The following is a 17,216-nucleotide window of genomic DNA, read 5'->3' as shown; positions in this document are numbered from 1 at the left end:
CGCTAAGGCATCAGAAATCAGTGCGGAGTTTGCGACGTGATGCCGGTTTTGACCACAGCTGCGCGCGTTAAAATTTAATCTTTATTGCCCAACATCAAGAAGGATCAAGAATGATGGAGCCGTCATCTTGCAGGGTCCAGAGGGGATTGTGCGCGACTTCCCACAAATGACCGTCCGGGTCTGCGAAATAGCCGGAATACCCGCCCCAAAACACTTCTTCGGCTGACTTTTGAAGGGTGGCCCCGGCGGCGACGGCCTCCGCCAGCACGGCATCGACCTCGGCGCGATCGTGGGTATTGTAGGCCAGCGAGACACCCCGAAACTCTGGCGTCGAGTGTTCAGCAGCCGCATCTTCCGCCAAAGCCGCAGACCATACAACCCGAAGATCAGCCCCCCGGCCTGAAAGAACGTGACGTTATCATTGCTTTGGGGTGACGCGACAAACCCAAGCGTTTCATAGAACGCACGGCTGCGCTTCATGTCCGTTACACCGAGGGTGATGAGACTGACGCGCGGGTCCATAGGTTATTGTCTCCGCTCTGGTGTTCCGCAAATACTTATTGCTCAGGAAACCCAAGCGCGCCGGGGTTCACGGTGCCCTCGGGATCGAGCATGTTTTTGATGCCGCCCATGACCTTGGCTGTTTCTGGCAACAGAGAGTCAAAATACGGATAAGTTTTGCCGATCTGATTTGAGGCCGCACCGTGCTTGGCAAAGATGGCGACGATCTTTTCGCGCACTTCGGCCACCAGAGCAGAGGCTTCCGGATTGGGCGCGGGCTCTTTAAGCGTTTTCAGGTGACTAGGCTCCGGCGTCAGACGATGCACCGGATACCACTCGTCAAACCAGTGGAAGACGGGCTCGTAGGAAAAAAAGTTCTGCCCAATGGCAATCATCAGCCGGGTCATAAAGACACCGTGCTGATCCATTTTGTCTTTATAGGAGGCCAGCAGGTCTTCGGTTTCCTTCATCAACGGCAACGCACCGGAATGCCCAACCTTGGCGTTGAGGGCGGCCCAGCGGTCGCCATCTGGACCAAGAATTCCGTTCATGGGGGTAAAAGGTTTTGCGCGGACAGCCTTGGGAATAGAATTGGGAATTTCTTCCGCGCCAAATTTTGCCACAGCGGCGCGAATGGTCGCCAAGTCCGCATCCACTGCAGCGCGGCAATTGCCCGACACCACCATATGCATGGAATACGCGCCGTCTTTCATGAAATCACGGCCCGCCACAACCAACTTAGCGCCTTCGACCAGACCCTTGAGCCAGCCGGACTGACCTTTGACCACAGCGCCGAGGGTTTTGATGTCATTGATGGTGTCTGAGGAGGCCATGTTCTTTTTGGTGGAGCCTGGATCAAACACATAGGCTTCTTCTGCCGCGCCAGTGCGGCCAACTTCTGACAGTGCTTTGGCGGTCGATTCCATATCGGGGAAACAGAACGAGGCAAAATCGGTGACAGCGGGCGGGCGCATCATGCGGAAGGTGGCCTGGACTTTAAAACCAAGCGACCCGGCGTCATGGACAAACAGGCCAGTCAGATCCGGGCCGTAAGTACGGTAAAACGGTTTATCGACATTCTTGAATCCAGGCTGACCGGTTTTCAGCAACGTGCCATCGGCCAAGACCACTTCCATGCACTGGACGATCTCTGCCGCTGTGCCGTAACGGCCCGTGCCCATGAACAGCGCGCCGTTGGACAGACCACCACCCACCGTGGCTTTAGAGCCTGAGAAAGTGCCGAAGAACGGCAAGCGCAGTCCGCGCGGTTTCAGCTCTTCATAAATCTGTTGCCAGGTCACGCCGGCTTCGACAGTGATGTAGAGATCTTCTTCGTTGACCTCGATGATCTTATTCAAGGCACTGAGATCAAGGGTGACAGTATCTTCGCGCACGGGGCGATATCCGCCGGTGTACGACATGCCCCCCCCGCGCGGCACAATCGCATACCCTTGCTTGGTCGCCGCCGCCACAGCCTCCGAAACTTTTTGCTTGCTGGTGGGCTTAATGGCAACAGCGGGCGTGGCCCCAACCGAGTAAACATCGGTCGCGTAATATGCACGCTCAGCCTCACCGGTGATAACCTGATCGGCCCCAAGAATCTCGGTCAGGGTTTCAATCAAGCGGTCGTTCTTGGCGGCGGGGTCGGCGTTCATTGCGGTATTCCCTGTCTGTATAATCATCTATTGGTTAAAACTTGTGAGACCTATTTTACAGGCCGTGGGGTTCAGCGCGAGTCATTGTATCGCCCTCGAGTTTCCAGGTTTTGCCGCCGATCATCTGACCGGCAACCGGCGTAAACGGCATCACGCGGACCTTTTTCCAAACCCCGTTTTTGACGTAAGGGTCGCCGTCGAATAACGCCCGCGCTTGCTCTTCGGTATCAGCTTCATACACCATAATCGAAGCCTGAAACTGGCGCGCATCAGAACTATCGGAGGGGGCACAGGGACCGGCGACGACCACCTTGTCGAGCACGCTTTCAATATATCTTAGATGGTCAAACAAATATTTGGTGCGGGTCTCGCCCTGGTCACCATCGTCGGTGCAGATGAACGCATAGTTCATATGAGCCTCCCTAAAAGAATGCCTGTAAGCCGGTTTGTGCACGCCCCAAAATAAGAGCGTGGACATCATGCGCCCCTTCATAGGTGTTCACGGATTCCAGATTCACCATATGGCGCATGACATGATATTCGTCGGACACACCGTTACCGCCGTGCATATCTCGGGCGGCACGGGCGATATCCAGCGCCTTACCGGCGTTGTTGCGTTTGATAATCGAAATGTCTTCGGGCGCGCAGGTGCCCGCATCAATCTTGCGACCGACCATCAGCGCCGCCGTCAGACCAAGCGTAATCTCGGTTTGCATATCGGCAAGTTTTTTCTGGATCAGCTGGGTTTGCGCCAAGGGCCGACCGAATTGCTTACGGTCCAGCGTGTATTGACGCGCCGCATGCCAACAGAATTCCGCCGCGCCCATAGTGCCCCAGGCGATGCCAAAGCGCGCCTTATTCAAACAGCCGAACGGACCTTTGAGTCCTTGAACATTTGGCATCAGCGCGTCTTCACCGACCTCGACACCTTCCATGACAATCTGCCCAGTGACGGAGGCCCGCAGCGACAACTTGCCCTCGATCTTTGGCGTGGCAAGTCCCTTCATGCCTTTTTCAAGAATAAACCCCCGGATGACGCCGTCTTCTGTTTTTGCCCAAATGACATACACGTCTGCGACCGGGGCATTGGAAATCCAGGTTTTGGTGCCGCTCAGCGCATATCCGTTTTTAGTTTTGACCGCCTTGGTGGACATACTGCCAGGATCGGAGCCGGAGTCGGGTTCGGTCAAACCGAAGGACCCAACCAGTTCCCCTTTGATGAGACCTGGCAAATACTTCTGCCGTTGCTCTTCCGTGCCATAGGCTGCAATGGGATAAATCACCAAGGACGATTGAACGCTGATCATTGAACGATAACCGGAATCAACTTTTTCGATTTCCCGACCGATCAAGCCATAGGCGACATGGCCGAGTTTGGAGCCGCCGTATTGCGTGGGTGCCAATGACCCCAGCAAGCCGAGCGCGCCCATTTCCGGGTACAGCGCCGGATCATAGGTTTCGTTGCGGTTGGCCTGAATGACACGTGGCATCAACTTGTTTTGGGCGTATGCGCGCGCCGTGTCGCGCACCATACGCTCTTCCTCTGTGAACTGGTCTTCCAGAAGGAAGGGATCTTCCCAGACAAACTTGCCCCACTTCGTGGCGTAGGAAACGGAGGGCGTCTCCGCTGGTGCTTCGGCCATAAGTCTTATCCCTAATAAATGCTGTCAGCGCCCAAATTAGGATGCGCACGATGTTTATGGACGGGACTTTACCGGGGTTGGCCGCCTCACCACAAGGACGAGTAGGTGTCTATTTTTGCTTAAAGGCACCAAACATATACATACCGCCTGACTTTTTAGGATTCGGTTTTTCCGAGCCTTCACGCATTTTGACTTCATGGGCATGACGGCTGAACGCCCCGGCCCAGGAGGGGTAACTTTCGTTATGACGATTTATTGGTTGTGCGGTTTCGAACGTGTCTTCGGCATCGAAACCGGCTTTCACCATCTCCTCAATCACATCCATGGTGTGAAGCTTGGCCCAGAACGGCTCGGCGTTGTACCAGGCATCCCAATCGCGCACGAATTGCTCATAGGCGGAGGTGTCGGGATCGAAATTCGGCTGTTCCATATGCAGCATCAGGCCGCCGGGCTTGAGAAGGGTATGCGCCTTTTTCAACAGAGCATGCATCGCCTTGGTTGAGGTCTCATGGAAAAACATAGCGGAGATTAAGAGATCAACACTGCCCGGCTCGATTTCGACCGTTTCCGCATCAGCCTGCTGGAAAATCACGTTCTCGACACCCATAGTTTTCGCGCGGGCATGACCATACCGCAGCATTGGCGCCGCCACATCCACCGCCCACACTTCGGCGTCAGGATAGGCTTCGGCTAAGGGCAGCGTGTTGATGCCCGCGCCTGCGCCAAAATCGACGATACGTTGAGGTTTAAGATCAGGATGAGTTTGTTTAAGCCATTCAACCATTGTGCGCCCGACGAGGTCGCTTTTTGGCCCGGTGCCGCCAGCGACCGTGGTGTAATGACCAGCCTCGTAGTTGGCCGGTCCTGAAACATCATCGGGGAAGGCTTCGGCGTAGTAACTGCCGGGCATGCAATGGTTGTCCGCCGCGGTGACATAACGCGGGACCGCAACTGAGGGGTCCAATCGCAACCGGTTGCTGCCTGCATTCAGTTTTTTGGCGTTTTCAATCAAGGTGTCGATTTGGCGGAACACAACGGAGCGGCCAATCTGGTGGCGCATTTCCATGGTATTGCGGCGAATGGCCGACCAGTTTTGGTAGGCCACGTTCTTTTTCATAGCATCCCGGACTTCGACGGCGTTTTTAGGCTCGCGACCATTCTCTTTGATAAAAGCCGGCTTCACGCTGTTTTCGTAGGCGGCACTCACACCCGGAAATAACGCCGCTCCAATATGCGTGTTGAGATTGGAGATAAAATTAAGCCGCGACGACTCGTCATGGGTGACCTCTGGCAACACAGCGTGCCTATGAATGCGGTTGTAGGGCGGCGGGAGAGGAACAGAACTGCTCATGACAGGTTGGCTTTCGAGTTAGGGCTTTCCGTTAGACCTTAATGATCTTGTCTATAATATGAGATATGGGGCTCTCACGATGATCTCAAGTGGTTTCGGTATCCGATCACGTTGTCGTTTGGGGTTTTAACGGCCCGTGGCCTCTATTAAGGACCGCTGATCGAGCGGATTCAACATTACTTATGGATTGATAAGCCCTCTAATATTGGTTCGAGACGACCGAAAGGATTACAGTGCGCAGCAGGTTGAGAGACTCGACCAAATATCAAGACAACACAGGGATGGCATGGGTAAGACACTAATAGAGAAAATCATGGCCCGCGCCTCTGGCCGGGAGAGCGTGACGCCGGGCGAGATCGTGACCTGCGATGTTGATCTGGCGATGATTTTGGATTCCGGCGGCCCGCGCAAGATTTGGCCACGCCTGGAACAACTTGGCGTCGGCGTTTACGACAATGCAAAAGTCGTTGTGGTTGCGGATCATTTTGTCCCCGCTGCCGACCCTCAGAGCGCGGCCATTCTGAAACTGACCCGCGACTTCGTGAAAAAATTCGACATCAAGCACTTCTATGACATGGAAGGCATATGTCATGTGCTGATGGCCGAGAACGGTCATTTGCAGCCGGGCATGTTCTGTTGCGGCGGCGACAGTCACTCCACCATGGGCGGGGCGTTCGGTTGCTACATGGCTGGTTTTGGGGCCATTGAAATGACCGGCGTGGTGATTACCGGAAACATTTGGTCGGTGGTACCAGAAACCATCAAAGTGGATTGGTCTGGGCGATTCGGCACGGGGGTCGCGGCCAAAGACATCATGTTGCATCTGGCCCGCGAACTGGGCATGGAAAACGCGTTCAAAGTTGTCGAATACGGCGGCGAGACCATCCGCAACATGTCGATGATGGAACGTATGGTTCTCACCAATATGGCCGCTGAACTGGGCGCTGAAACAGGACTGATCGCGCCGGATGAGGTAACGTTAGAAACCATTCGCGCGGGCGGCACAGAACCAGCGGCGGATGCCTTGGACTGGCGCAGTGATGACGACGCGACGTTCTGCGCCACGCACGCCTTTGATGCAAACACACTCACGCCCCAAGTCGCCGCTCCCCACAAGCCCTCTAACTCCGGCCCGGCAGAAGACTTTGAGAAAGATCAGATTCACATAGATCAGGCTTACATCGGGGCTTGCGTCGGCGCCAAGTTGACTGACCTGCATATGGTGGCGGCCGTGCTGAAAGGCCGCAAAGTCAAATCAGGCACCCGCCTGATGGTGGCGCCGTCCTCGAAGAAAATCATGACCGAGGCTGCGGCTGACGGAACGCTGGCCACCATTACCGAAGCGGGGGGAATCCTGCTGCCCTCCGGCTGCGGGGCCTGTGCCGGATTGGGAGCGGGTATCATTGCCGAAGGGGAAGTGTGCATTTCCTCGACCAACCGCAATTTCCAAGGCCGCATGGGTTCGAAAGACGCGTTTGTGTATTTGGGCTCGCCTTACACGGTCGCGGCGGCAGCTGTCGCCGGCCATATTGTCGATCCAAGAGACATGGTTGGGGAGATGTCCAAATGAGTGCCGACTCTAAAAAACTTGGGGGCAAAGCCTGGGTGTTCGGCGATGAGATCAACTCAGACGTCATGGCCCCGGGGATTTACTTCAAGGAATCCATGGAGGTGATGGCGAGCCACTGCCTTGAGGCTGTGAACCCCGAGTTTGCCGCAAATGTGCAGCCGGGTGACATTGTCGTCGCCGGACGGGCCTTTGGCGTCGGCTCGGCGCGGGAGCAAGCCGCATTATCGTTCGCACACTTGAAGGTCGGCGCAATCCTGGCAAAATCCTATGCGCGTATTTTTTACCGCAACATGCTGAACTTCGGAGTGCCGGCGTTGATTTTCCCTGAGGCTGATGAGATTAACCCAAAGGACGAAATCACTGTTGATGCCATTGCCGGGACCATCGAGAATAAAACCACGGGCAAAAGCTACACTGTGTCGCCGATTCCGGAACATCTGATGGAGATGATCAGCCTCGGCGGGTTGATGCCTTATCTCAAAAAGAAGATTGATGCTGGCGAATTGAAAACTGGAGCCCTCCCAAAATGACCCACACACAGCGTTTAAGAGAACTCCTGGCTGGACCAGAAACGATTGTCGCGCCGGGCATGTATGACGGAATGACGGGCCTATTGGTGGAGCAAGCCGGCTTTGACTGCGCCTATGTGGGCGGGGCCAGCATCGCGTACTCCCGCCTGGGCCGTTCGGATATTGGCCTGACGACATGTTCTGAAGTCGCTGACACAATTTCAAAAATCAGGGAACGGATCGACATTCCTTTCGTGGTGGACGCTGACACGGGTTTCGGCAACGCGCTGAATACCCAGCGCACCATGCGCATGTTCGAGCGCGCGGGGGCCTCCGGGATTCAGCTGGAAGACCAGACCATGCCGAAACGTTGCGGGCATTTGGACGGCAAAACCCTGGTCTCGACCGAAGAGATGACCGGAAAAATTAAAGCGGCTTTGGATGCCCGTCTGGACGAGAACACGGTCATCGTTGGGCGTACAGATGCCATTGCTGTTGAAGGCTTCGAGGCCGCTTTAGAGCGCGCTGAAGCCTACCTGGAAGCGGGCGCAGACATGCTGTTTATCGAGGCCCCACGGTCGTTAGATGAGATGAAAACCATCGGCGAGCGTTTTGCCGGACGTGTGCCCCTTCTCGCCAACATGGTGGAAGGTGGTAAAACGCCAGTCTCATCGGCAGACGACCTCGGGGCCCTGGGCTTTAAGTTCGTGATTTTCCCGGGTGCCATGATGCGAATCGTCGCCAAAGCCGGGCAAGACTACCTCAAAGCGCTGAAACAAGACGGTTCAACGGCCAAAGTGCGCGATCGGATGTTCGATTTTAACGGCCTGAATGAGCTGCTGGGGACCGCTGAATTGCTGGAAAGCGGCAAGCGGTACGACGCAGATGTCAAGAAAGCTGCCGAATAAGAGCCTCAGTCGCGCTGAGCAACCGTCACAATACGAACAACACGCGCCGCGAGGGACATTTCCGATCACCAGCACTGTTTGATTCCCGAGAACTCAACGCTATTCTCGGCTCAAAGCACATCGCATTCGCGATGTTAACAAAGTCACGCACGATATAGACGTAAAAAAATAAACGGTAAAAGGGACGCATCGCCATGGAGATGTCAGATAAGACAGCTCGTCAGATTTTTGAGGAAGTCAAAGCCAATCCAGCCCGCGCAAAATTCGGGTTCGGGAATAAAGCCGCTCTGGTGAACATCGACATTCAGAAAGCCTACACCCGCACGGACCTCTTCAAGACCGCCTACGAGACCGATCCCAATCAACTGCAGTACGTCAATGAAGTGGCCGCACTGATGCGCGCCAACAATTGGCCGGTGATCTGGACCTATGTGGCCTATGTAGAGTCTGGCGAGGACGCTGGGGTTTGGGGCACGCGCACCGACACGCCAGACAGCCTGCAAAACATCAAGTACGGTTCTGAGCGTTCAGAGCTTGATGATCGCCTGGACATTAAAGACAGCGACATCATCATGGACAAGAAAATGCCGTCGCCATTTTTTGAGACAAACTTACAGTCTCTTCTGGTCTATCACCAAGTTGACACCCTGCTCATTACCGGCGGATCAACTTCCGGCTGCGTGCGCGCCATGGGCGTAGACAGTTTGTCCCGCGGCTATCGCACCACCGTGATTGAAGAGTGCGTCGCGGATAAACATGAAAGTTATCATTTCGCCAACTTGACCGACCTGTTGCTCAAGTACTGCGATGTTGAGTCCGTTGAAACGGTTAAAGACTGGCTGCGCAGTAAAAATTAAGCCGCTAAAGCACTTACGTTATTCACACCAAACTATGGAGAGGCATGTGAAGCCCGACCTCGGACTATACGATTACTGGCCTTATGAAGACCGCCCGAAAATCACCTGGCCAAACGGCGCGAAAGTTGCCTTTTGGGTGGCGCCTAATATTGAGTTCTATGAGCTTGATCCCCCTGAGAACCCTCTACGCAAAGCCTGGCCACGCCCCAGCCCCGACGTGCTGATGGCCGCGAGCCGTGATTACGGCAACCGCGCCGGGCATCGCCGGGTCATGGATGTGATGGATAAGTACAATGTGCGCGGCTCTGTTTCACTGAACATCGGCTTGATTGATCACCACCCTGAATTGATTGAAGAAGCCAAAGAACGGGACTGGGAGTTTTTCTCTCACGGCATTTACAACACCCGCTACTCCTACGAGATGGACGAATCTCAAGAGCGCGCCATTCTGGAAGACAGCCTTGAGTCTGTGATGAAAGCAACCGGCCAGAAACTTGCTGGTTATCTGGCTCCAGCCCTGACGCATACCGAGCGGACCATCGACCTGCTGGCAGAATACGGGTTTCTATACAGCTGCGATTTATTCCAAGACGACATGCCGCAACCCATCAACGTCAAAAGCGGGCGCTTGATTTCCATGCCCTACTCGTTGGAAATCAATGACATCATTGTCTACAACGCCTACCTGGGCACGCCCCGGCGGTATGGCCAAATGATCAAAGATCAGTTTGATCAACTGCTTGTCGAAGGGGCGGAGTGCGGCACCGTGATGTGTATTCCGCTGCATGCCTATGCGGTTGGACACCCGCACCGTATTCGCGGGTTTGAAGAGGCCCTGGAATACATCACCGGGCATGCCAAAGAAGATGTGTGGGTCGCGACCGGGCGCGAAATTGCCGAGTATTATTACGAAAACTATTACGATGTGTGCGCTGCCGATATTGCCGCACGCCAAAAGTCAGATAAGGGGGGCTGAGCCATGACCCTGGATAAATCCTATTTAGAATATCCCAACCGCCACCGCGGCATGGACCATGACCTGTATGACTGGTCGATGCTGGATCGCCGCCCCAATGTGACATGGCCGAACGGCGCAAAAATGGCGTTGTGGATCAGTTATTCCTTAGAGTTTTTTCCGCTAGACCAGCCTGCCAAACCATTCAAAGCGCCAGGCGGTATGGTGACGCCCTATCCGGATTTGCGGCATTACACCACGCGCGACTATGGCAACCGCGTTGGCATTCAACGCATCTGGAAAGTGCTAGATAAGCATGGTCTGAAAGCCTCAGCCGCCGTGAATTCCAAAGTCGCAGAGCGTTATCCGTATCTGATCAAAAAGATCAACGAACGTGGCGATGAAATCATCGGCCATGGCGTCGATATGGGTAAAGTGCATTACGGCGGGATGGATGATGCGGAAGAACAGGCGCTGATTAAAGAGAGCCTGGATGTTCTGCGCAAAGCCTCTGGCCAACCTGTCACAGGATGGTGGTCACCGGGCAAATCAGAAAGCTGGAACACCGGCAAACACCTGGCTGCCAATGGTATTGAATACAACTGCGACTGGGGCAATGACGACATGCCCTACCAGATGAATGAATCTGCCGGAAACATTTGGGCCATGCCCCACGGCGACGAAATCTGGGACCGCACCATCATTATGGACAAGAAACATAATGAGGAAGAATTCTGCGAGCAGGTCGAAGATGCGTTTACCGTTCTCAACAGCGAAACCGACCAATACGGCGGACGCGTATTATCGATTGTGCTGACGCCTTACATCATGGGTCAGCATTATCGCATCAAGTACCTGGATAAAATCCTCGGCTGGATCAAAAGCCAGGACGGGGTTTGGTCAGCCAACGGGTCGGACATTCTCAACGCCTTTAAAGAGCAGGTCTAGATCATGACAAACAAATCCTCCGGTGTTTCCCGTCGCACGGTTCTCGGCACAGCCGGCGCCGCCGCAACCACGATGGCTATGGCGTCTTCGTCATCCGCGCACGCGCAGGAGTCAGCTGATACCAAACCGGTACCAAAACTAAAGCGCATCAGAATTGCAACCATTGGCGCACCAGATCTGAAGGCGGTTGAAACCCTCTACGGGGACTGGTTGGGATACGCTGTGGTTGAGCGCGGGAACGTTGCCGAAAATCTGGCCGCCTCCTGGGGTGCGCCAAAGTCCGCCGGGCGTCCGTTCATTGTGATGCAGCCGGAAAGCGGTGCGGATGTGTTTATCCGCGCGGTCGAAATTGACCCTGTGCCAGGGTACAAAGCCATGACCACCTGGGGCTGGAACGCGATTGAGATTATTTGCGACGATCCGGATGCGCTTTACGAAAAACTGTTGGACTCGCCCTTTACTCTGCTGGGTAAACCAAAAGGTCTCAATAATTATCCCTCTATCCGCGCCACCCAATTCAAAGGACCGGCAGAGGATGTGCTGTATTTCACAACTGAAACCGGAGATCGCTCGAACTCTCTGCTGCCGCGCCCGGGCGCATTTATTGGTAGAATATTCATCATGGTCGTCGCTGGACCCGACATTAACGACTTGCAGGATTGGTACGCGGACACGTTTAACATGGCACGCGGCACCATCAACAATTCGCCGGTGGATCTGATCAACGAAGCGCAGGGCCTGCCCTTGGGCAGTGAACGGCCGCTGACCATTCTCAGAATGGCGGAACACGGCAACATTCTGGAACTGGACGGCTACGGTGACAACACAGGTCCCCGCCCACACCATGACGGCCAACTGCCGCCGGGCGTCGCCATCACCAGTGTGATGGTTGAAAGTATCGATGATCTAAATGTTAAAACCATTACACCGCCGATCTCCTTCGGCAGTGGTCGAATCGCCACCGTTATTGGCCCGGCCGGTGAATTGCTCGAACTGATCGAAGAGCCCGCATAACCTGAAAGGACCAGATATGCCTGATGCCAACGCTCCCCTGCTGAAACGCCTCAAGATTAACACGGTCGCCGCGCCGGATATCGGGCTGGTTCAGAGTTGGTACACGCAGTGGCTGGGCTACACGGTGTGCGAACGTGGTGAGATCAGCGCACTGTTGGCGGCGTCCTGGGGGGCGGCCAAAATGGCCGGGCGACCTTATATCTTAATGCAGCCAGAAAGCGGCGAAGATGTCTTCATCCGCGTTTGTGAGATTGATGAGGTTCCCGACTATAAACCCATGAACTCGCTGGGCTGGAATGCCTTTGAGATCATTGTTGATGACGTCTACGCGATTAACGAACGCATTCTGAAAAGCCCGTTTAAAGTAATCGGCGAGCCAGCCAGCTTGGGCGGTGACCTAGATTTCATTCATGCCATGCAGGTCGAAGGCCCAGCCGGAGATGTGTTGTACCTGACCTGTGACAGAGTGCGCGCGGCTGACAGCCTGCTCCCGCCACCTGGCGCATTTGTCGGGCGGCCCTTTATCGTGATCTTGGCCGGAAATGGCGTCGATCAAACGCAAAGCTATTACAGCAAGACCTTTGGCATGAAACGGGAAGCCGACATGCAGACGGCCATTGGTGTAGTGGCCGATGCACAAGGCTTGCCGCGCGATCATGTGTTTGACATGGGCTTCATGGCCCTCGCCGATACGGGCAACTTCATTGAATATGATGGCTATGGGGACACCTTTGGGCCGCGCCCTCAGCACGGCGGACAGTTGCCGCCGGGATGTGCAACGGTCTCGGTAACAGTTTCAGATATAGACTCACTTGACCTGGACTATGTGGGAGATGCTGTCAGCGACCCCTCCATGGCTTACGGTGGCAAAAAATGCCGAACGGCACGCGGACCTGCTGGTGAGTTACTCGAGTTGATTGAGGACTAGCATGCCAGATGCGCCGGGCGACACTAAGAACTCAGGTCTTACACGTCGTAGTATCGTTGCAGGCGTCGGGACAGCAGCGTCTGCTGCGATAACATCTTCACCGACAAGCGCTATGACATCAGAAAAAACCAACACCATCCTCGGCCATGCCATCGCAACCATTGGCGTGCCAGATGTTGATCAAGCGCAACGCATGTACGAAGCCGGGATCGGCCTGTATGAAGTGAACAAAGGCACTCTAAGCGCGGGCGTCGCAGAGGCTTGGGGCGCACCAGCAATGGTTGGCCGACCCTGGGTGATGATGCGCTGTGAGAGTGGCGACCCGACGTATCGGGTTCGCTTTGTGCAAGTTGATCCAGTGCCTGGCTATCGCAGCATGGCGACCTGGGGCCTTAATGCCATTGAAATGATTTCAAGTGACATCTATGCGGTAAACGAGCGGGTTCTCTCTGCGGGATTCGAAGTGATTGGCGAGCCGCGTCCTTTAAGCGCAGCCTATGCCAGCGTGCATGCCATGCAGGTCAAGGGACCGGGGGAAGAACTCTTTTATTATGCTGGCGATGTGACCGGCGAAAACGAGTTTGGTCTCATCAAACCCAAGTCCTTGGTTGACCGGGCGTTTAACGCTGTGATCGGCACACCCAACATTCAGGCCAGTCGAACCTTCTATGCAAGCGCCCTGGGCATGCGCCTGGGCGATGTGCAAGATTTCAAAGTGCGTATGGTCGCCGACGCTCTGGGGTATTCGCGTGACACAGCCATTGAAATGGGCGGCGCGCGCGGTACGCGGCCTGGAAGTTCTTTAGAATTTGACGCTTATCCTGTTGCGTTATCAGGCCCTCGGCCACGGGCCAAAGGACAACTGCCGCCCGGTGTATCTATGATCAGTCTCGCGACAAACGCATTTGATGACATCAACGTCTCTTACATTGCGCCGCCAGCTGTTTTGTATGGTGCGGGCCGCGCCGCAACCTTTGTGGGACCCGCAGGCGAATGGGTCGAAATTATTGAAGAGGTCGCCTGACTCTGGCGCGAGAAATTCAGCCACGACAGGAGAAATAAGATGAGCTTGAGACTCTTCATTGCAAGCATTGTTATCGGAGCGATGAGCATGACCAGTACAAAGGCAGACGTTACAATCAAACGCTGGAACCCTGAAGGGTTAAGCCAGCCAGATGGATATTCCCAACTGGTGACGGTTGAAGGAAATGGCAAACTTGTGCTGCTCGGTGGCAAAGCTGGCTTGCGTCCCGACGGCTCCATTCCGGAAACTTTAGGGGAACAATCCAGGCTCACGTGGGACAACATCGACCTCGCCTTAAAAGCGGCTGGGGCGAGCCACGAAGACGTGGTTGAGATTCAAATCTTTATTGTCGATTTAGCAAACACAGACCCAGAACCCGCCTACCAGGATGTGCGCGATTTCTTCCCCAAAGGTCACAAGCCCGTGTCTATGGTGATTGGGGTGAGCGCGCTGGCCATTCCCGAGTTACAAATAGAAATCAATGTGCGGGCAATCGTCGCCGCAGATTGATTTTAGAGGATTGATTTAAGCTGATAAAGTCGCAACGAACCTAAGACATACGTTACAAAAGGACATACGCATGACCCTCACCCGCAAACACTTCCTCACTCTGGCTGGCGCAACAGCTCTTGTGGGGCCACGTCTGGCACAGGCCCAAACATCGTCACTTATCATGAGCCGGATTAAGTACGCCACGCTTGGCGCTCCGGACCTTAGTGCCGTCGAAGACGCCTATACCAAGTGGCTGGGCCATACCGTGGTCGAACGCTCGACAGTCAGCGAGACCATGGCGATGTCGTGGGGCACACCCAAAATGACGGGGCGGCCTTTTGTGCTCATGCGCCCCATGACGGGCGAGGACGTGATGATCCGGGCCGTCGAAACAGAGCCGAGCCCTGGCTATACACCAATGACAACTTTGGGCTGGAATGCCTTTGAGATCATTGTGAATGATGTTGATGATTTGCATACGCGGCTGATAGATGGCGCACCGTTCGAACATATCGGCGGCCCCGAGAACCTGGGTGGCGGATCTTCAATTCGGGCCTCTCAATACATCGGCCCCGCTGGCGAAGTGTTATATTTCAATTGTGAAACCGGGGATCGCGACGCCTCCAATTTGCCACTACCCGGCGAAGATGTCGGTCGGACGAACATTGTCATTCTCGCGAGTGAAAATTTGGATGAGACGATGCCGATTTACCGGTCCGCGTTTGGTCTGGGCCAAGGCTTTGTTATGCCCACCCCGAACAAACTGGTGGCCGATGCCCAAGGGCTGGCCGACGGAGCCATGTTCCGCTTAGGCTTCATCACCCTGCGCGAGCGCGGCAATGCGATACACTTTGATGAGTACACAGACGGTAGTGCCCCGCGTCAGGCTGCTGACGGTATGCTGCCGCAAGCCTGTGCGATGGTTTCTTTCAACGTCGACAATCTGGATGCCGTGAACGCGGACTTTGTTGCCGAGCCGATCTCAGAATATCAAGGCCGCTCCGCCGTGTTTAAAGGTCCTGCAGGAGAATTGGTGGAATTGATCGAAGCGGATCGTTAGACATGACGAACTTCAGCCGTAAATCCTTCCTCACACTCTCGGGGGCTGCCATTGCAACGGCAGCCCTGCCGCGCACGCCTTTTGCTCAGGAGACTCAAATTTTGCTTAGCCGAATTAAAATGGCGACCATCGGTGCCCCCAGCATCGACGCCGTCGAGCGTTGGTACACGACGTGGCTTGGATATGTGGTGGTCGAGCGATCCAATGTCAGCGTTGAGATGGCAGACTCTTGGGGTGCGCCAAACAGCGCCGGAAGACCGTTTATCTTGATGCAGTCCTCTGCCAAAGATGATGTGTACATCCGCGCCGTCGAAGTGGACCCGGTGCCAGGCTACAAAGCGATGACCACCTGGGGATGGAACGCCATCGAAATTATTTGCGATGATGTTGATGCCTTGCACGAAGAGCTTAAGACATCGGCGTTTACGCACCTCGCCGGGCCAGCCAATTTGATGGGGGGCACATCGTCGATCCGCGCCGTGCAATACAAAGGCCCCGCGGAAGAAGTGATTTATCTGACCTGCGAAACCGGAGATCGCTCGAAGTCGACCTTGCCGCTGCCACGAGGGCCGGTCGACCGTCCGTTTATTATGGTCCTCGCGGGCCCGGATTTGGATGAAATGGATCGCTTTTACACGAATGCCTTCAGGCTGAAAGATAACGGCTTCCGTTTCACCTCAACAGGCGGCCTGATCTCCATGATGCAAGGACGGCCTGATGACGACGTTTATAATCTGGGACTGCTGCGCCTCGCTGAAAAAGGCAACAACATCGAACTGGACGAATACCCGACCGATACAGGGCCGAGACCAAGTGCAGAAGGACAACTCCCACCAGGCTGTGCGATGACCACCTTTAATTGCGAAAATCTGGAGGCAACGGGGATCAATTACATCACCGCACCCATTACGGAATACGGGGGGAAAAGGTCGGCGACCTTTATTGGTCCAACCGGCGAATTGACAGAGCTCATCGAAGAAAAGCGGGCTTAAAAATGACTGATGAAATTGAACCTTATGTGCTGCGCGAAGATCATAGCGGCACCTGCACCCTCACCCTAAACAGACCCAAGGCGCGGAATGCCCTTTCGGGTGCAATGATTGAGGCTTTGTCCGACCGATTGAATGAAATCGCCTCCGACACCAGCGTTCGCGTCGTTATTCTAGAAGGTGCGGGACCGGTTTTTTGCTCTGGGCACGACCTAAAGGAACTAGAAGCGACAACAGATCACGACAAAATTCAGCGCTTATTTTCCCGCTGTTCAGAAGTGATGATGCAGATGGTCAGGCTGCCACAGCCGGTCATCGCAAAAGTGAAGGGACTGGCCACAGCAGCCGGATGTCAATTGGTTGCAACGGCAGACTTGGCCATTGCTGGAAATGCGGCAAAGTTCGCAACACCAGGCGTTAACATCGGGCTGTTCTGCACCACACCTTCTGTTGCGGTTGGCCGCGCCATCACGCGCAAGAAGGCTATGGAGATGTTATTGACCGGACAACCTGTCACGGCTGCAGAAGCTGAAAAGATGGGGCTCATTAACTCCGCCGTACCGGATCAAGACCTTGATGCGACCGTGCAAGCTCTTGCGAAATTACTCACAACGAAATCAGCCCATATTCTGGCACTCGGAAAGAAAGCCTTCTACGCGCAGATCGAAAAGCCCATGGCCGAAAGCTATGTTTATGCTTCTGCTGTTATGGCGCAGAATATGCTGGAAGAAGATTGCAGCGAAGGGCTATCGGCCTTTGTTGAAAAGCGCGCACCAAAGTGGAGTGGAGAACATTAAACAAACGCTTCCAAA

Annotated in this window: 18 protein-coding genes; 13 read left to right on the top strand and 5 right to left on the bottom strand. The window is 54.8% G+C overall.

The genetic code is table 11. The features are described 5' to 3' along the window. Positions 1 to 94: 94 nt before the first annotated feature. From RIC29_12360 to RIC29_12340, 5 genes are all read right to left on the bottom strand, one after another. Positions 95 to 361: a VOC family protein gene (locus RIC29_12360; GenBank protein ID MEQ8735710.1), complete on the bottom strand. Its 267-nt coding sequence runs from the start codon at positions 359 to 361 to the stop codon at positions 95 to 97. A 196-nt stretch (positions 362 to 557) separates the two neighbouring features. Further along, a complete protein-coding gene (locus RIC29_12355) occupies positions 558 to 2,156 on the bottom strand; it encodes an FAD-binding oxidoreductase (GenBank protein MEQ8735709.1) in 1,599 nt (532 codons plus the stop codon). A 55-nt stretch (positions 2,157 to 2,211) separates the two neighbouring features. Next, complete coding sequence (locus tag RIC29_12350) at positions 2,212 to 2,568, bottom strand: YciI family protein (GenBank protein MEQ8735708.1); 357 nt, start codon at positions 2,566 to 2,568, stop codon at positions 2,212 to 2,214. A gap of 10 nt (positions 2,569 to 2,578) precedes the next feature. Next, entirely contained in the window at positions 2,579 to 3,799 is a 1,221-nt protein-coding gene (locus RIC29_12345) for an acyl-CoA dehydrogenase (protein ID MEQ8735707.1), read from the bottom strand. Positions 3,800 to 3,908: 109 nt separating this feature from the next. Then, positions 3,909 to 5,150 carry a class I SAM-dependent methyltransferase gene (locus RIC29_12340; protein MEQ8735706.1) on the bottom strand — a complete coding sequence of 414 codons (1,242 nt, stop codon included), beginning with the start codon at positions 5,148 to 5,150 and terminating at the stop codon, positions 3,909 to 3,911. A gap of 286 nt (positions 5,151 to 5,436) precedes the next feature. Between RIC29_12340 and RIC29_12335 the strand changes: the two genes are divergently transcribed. The 13 genes from RIC29_12335 to RIC29_12275 all read left to right on the top strand — a co-directional run bounded on the left by RIC29_12335 (position 5,437) and on the right by RIC29_12275 (position 17,201). After that, entirely contained in the window at positions 5,437 to 6,720 is a 1,284-nt protein-coding gene (locus tag RIC29_12335) for an aconitase/3-isopropylmalate dehydratase large subunit family protein (GenBank protein ID MEQ8735705.1), read from the top strand. After that, positions 6,717 to 7,250, top strand: a complete 534-nt coding sequence (locus RIC29_12330; protein ID MEQ8735704.1) for a 3-isopropylmalate dehydratase — start codon at positions 6,717 to 6,719, stop codon at positions 7,248 to 7,250. Before RIC29_12335 ends, RIC29_12330 begins: the two co-directional genes overlap by 4 nt. Beyond that, positions 7,247 to 8,137 carry an oxaloacetate decarboxylase gene (locus RIC29_12325; GenBank protein ID MEQ8735703.1) on the top strand — a complete coding sequence of 297 codons (891 nt, stop codon included), beginning with the start codon at positions 7,247 to 7,249 and terminating at the stop codon, positions 8,135 to 8,137. Before RIC29_12330 ends, RIC29_12325 begins: the two co-directional genes overlap by 4 nt. A gap of 194 nt (positions 8,138 to 8,331) precedes the next feature. Then, the gene (locus tag RIC29_12320) at positions 8,332 to 8,994 is read left to right on the top strand and encodes an isochorismatase family protein (GenBank protein ID MEQ8735702.1); all 663 of its coding nucleotides are present in this window, start codon (positions 8,332 to 8,334) and stop codon (positions 8,992 to 8,994) included. A gap of 46 nt (positions 8,995 to 9,040) precedes the next feature. Continuing rightward, complete coding sequence (locus RIC29_12315) at positions 9,041 to 9,970, top strand: polysaccharide deacetylase family protein (protein ID MEQ8735701.1); 930 nt, start codon at positions 9,041 to 9,043, stop codon at positions 9,968 to 9,970. Positions 9,971 to 9,973: 3 nt separating this feature from the next. Beyond that, positions 9,974 to 10,897, top strand: a complete 924-nt coding sequence (locus RIC29_12310; GenBank protein MEQ8735700.1) for a polysaccharide deacetylase family protein — start codon at positions 9,974 to 9,976, stop codon at positions 10,895 to 10,897. A 3-nt stretch (positions 10,898 to 10,900) separates the two neighbouring features. Next, positions 10,901 to 11,911, top strand: coding sequence for a VOC family protein (locus RIC29_12305; protein MEQ8735699.1), 1,011 nt, complete (start codon positions 10,901 to 10,903; stop codon positions 11,909 to 11,911). A gap of 16 nt (positions 11,912 to 11,927) precedes the next feature. Next, on the top strand, positions 11,928 to 12,839 hold the full coding sequence (locus RIC29_12300) for a hypothetical protein (GenBank protein ID MEQ8735698.1): 912 nt from the start codon (positions 11,928 to 11,930) through the stop codon (positions 12,837 to 12,839). A gap of 1 nt (position 12,840) precedes the next feature. After that, a complete protein-coding gene (locus RIC29_12295; GenBank protein MEQ8735697.1) occupies positions 12,841 to 13,863 on the top strand; it encodes a hypothetical protein in 1,023 nt (340 codons plus the stop codon). A 39-nt stretch (positions 13,864 to 13,902) separates the two neighbouring features. After that, positions 13,903 to 14,373 (top strand): Rid family hydrolase, encoded by a 471-nt coding sequence (locus tag RIC29_12290; protein MEQ8735696.1) that lies wholly within the window; start codon positions 13,903 to 13,905, stop codon positions 14,371 to 14,373. A gap of 70 nt (positions 14,374 to 14,443) precedes the next feature. Then, on the top strand, positions 14,444 to 15,415 hold the full coding sequence (locus tag RIC29_12285) for a hypothetical protein (GenBank protein MEQ8735695.1): 972 nt from the start codon (positions 14,444 to 14,446) through the stop codon (positions 15,413 to 15,415). Between the two features lie 2 nt (positions 15,416 to 15,417). After that, positions 15,418 to 16,407, top strand: a complete 990-nt coding sequence (locus RIC29_12280) for a hypothetical protein (protein MEQ8735694.1) — start codon at positions 15,418 to 15,420, stop codon at positions 16,405 to 16,407. A 2-nt stretch (positions 16,408 to 16,409) separates the two neighbouring features. Continuing rightward, a complete protein-coding gene (locus RIC29_12275) occupies positions 16,410 to 17,201 on the top strand; it encodes an enoyl-CoA hydratase (GenBank protein ID MEQ8735693.1) in 792 nt (263 codons plus the stop codon). Positions 17,202 to 17,216 lie beyond the last annotated feature (15 nt).

Source organism: Rhodospirillaceae bacterium, from assembly GCA_040219235.1.
Taxonomy (GTDB): Bacteria; Pseudomonadota; Alphaproteobacteria; order Rhodospirillales; family Rhodospirillaceae; genus WLXB01.
The sequence above is the reverse complement of the archived record's forward strand: the minus strand, read 5'-3'. Positions and strand labels throughout refer to the sequence as shown.

Coding starts and splice junctions, on each gene's coding strand:
- RIC29_12355 (MEQ8735709.1), bottom strand. CDS start 2,156: ATGAACGCCGACCCCGCCGCCAAGAACGACCGCTTGATTGAAACCCTG.
- RIC29_12350 (MEQ8735708.1), bottom strand. CDS start 2,568: ATGAACTATGCGTTCATCTGCACCGACGATGGTGACCAGGGCGAGACC.
- RIC29_12345 (MEQ8735707.1), bottom strand. CDS start 3,799: ATGGCCGAAGCACCAGCGGAGACGCCCTCCGTTTCCTACGCCACGAAG.
- RIC29_12340 (MEQ8735706.1), bottom strand. CDS start 5,150: ATGAGCAGTTCTGTTCCTCTCCCGCCGCCCTACAACCGCATTCATAGG.
- RIC29_12335 (MEQ8735705.1), top strand. CDS start 5,437: ATGGGTAAGACACTAATAGAGAAAATCATGGCCCGCGCCTCTGGCCGG.
- RIC29_12330 (MEQ8735704.1), top strand. CDS start 6,717: ATGAGTGCCGACTCTAAAAAACTTGGGGGCAAAGCCTGGGTGTTCGGC.
- RIC29_12325 (MEQ8735703.1), top strand. CDS start 7,247: ATGACCCACACACAGCGTTTAAGAGAACTCCTGGCTGGACCAGAAACG.
- RIC29_12320 (MEQ8735702.1), top strand. CDS start 8,332: ATGGAGATGTCAGATAAGACAGCTCGTCAGATTTTTGAGGAAGTCAAA.
- RIC29_12310 (MEQ8735700.1), top strand. CDS start 9,974: ATGACCCTGGATAAATCCTATTTAGAATATCCCAACCGCCACCGCGGC.
- RIC29_12305 (MEQ8735699.1), top strand. CDS start 10,901: ATGACAAACAAATCCTCCGGTGTTTCCCGTCGCACGGTTCTCGGCACA.
- RIC29_12300 (MEQ8735698.1), top strand. CDS start 11,928: ATGCCTGATGCCAACGCTCCCCTGCTGAAACGCCTCAAGATTAACACG.
- RIC29_12295 (MEQ8735697.1), top strand. CDS start 12,841: ATGCCAGATGCGCCGGGCGACACTAAGAACTCAGGTCTTACACGTCGT.
- RIC29_12290 (MEQ8735696.1), top strand. CDS start 13,903: ATGAGCTTGAGACTCTTCATTGCAAGCATTGTTATCGGAGCGATGAGC.
- RIC29_12285 (MEQ8735695.1), top strand. CDS start 14,444: ATGACCCTCACCCGCAAACACTTCCTCACTCTGGCTGGCGCAACAGCT.
- RIC29_12280 (MEQ8735694.1), top strand. CDS start 15,418: ATGACGAACTTCAGCCGTAAATCCTTCCTCACACTCTCGGGGGCTGCC.
- RIC29_12275 (MEQ8735693.1), top strand. CDS start 16,410: ATGACTGATGAAATTGAACCTTATGTGCTGCGCGAAGATCATAGCGGC.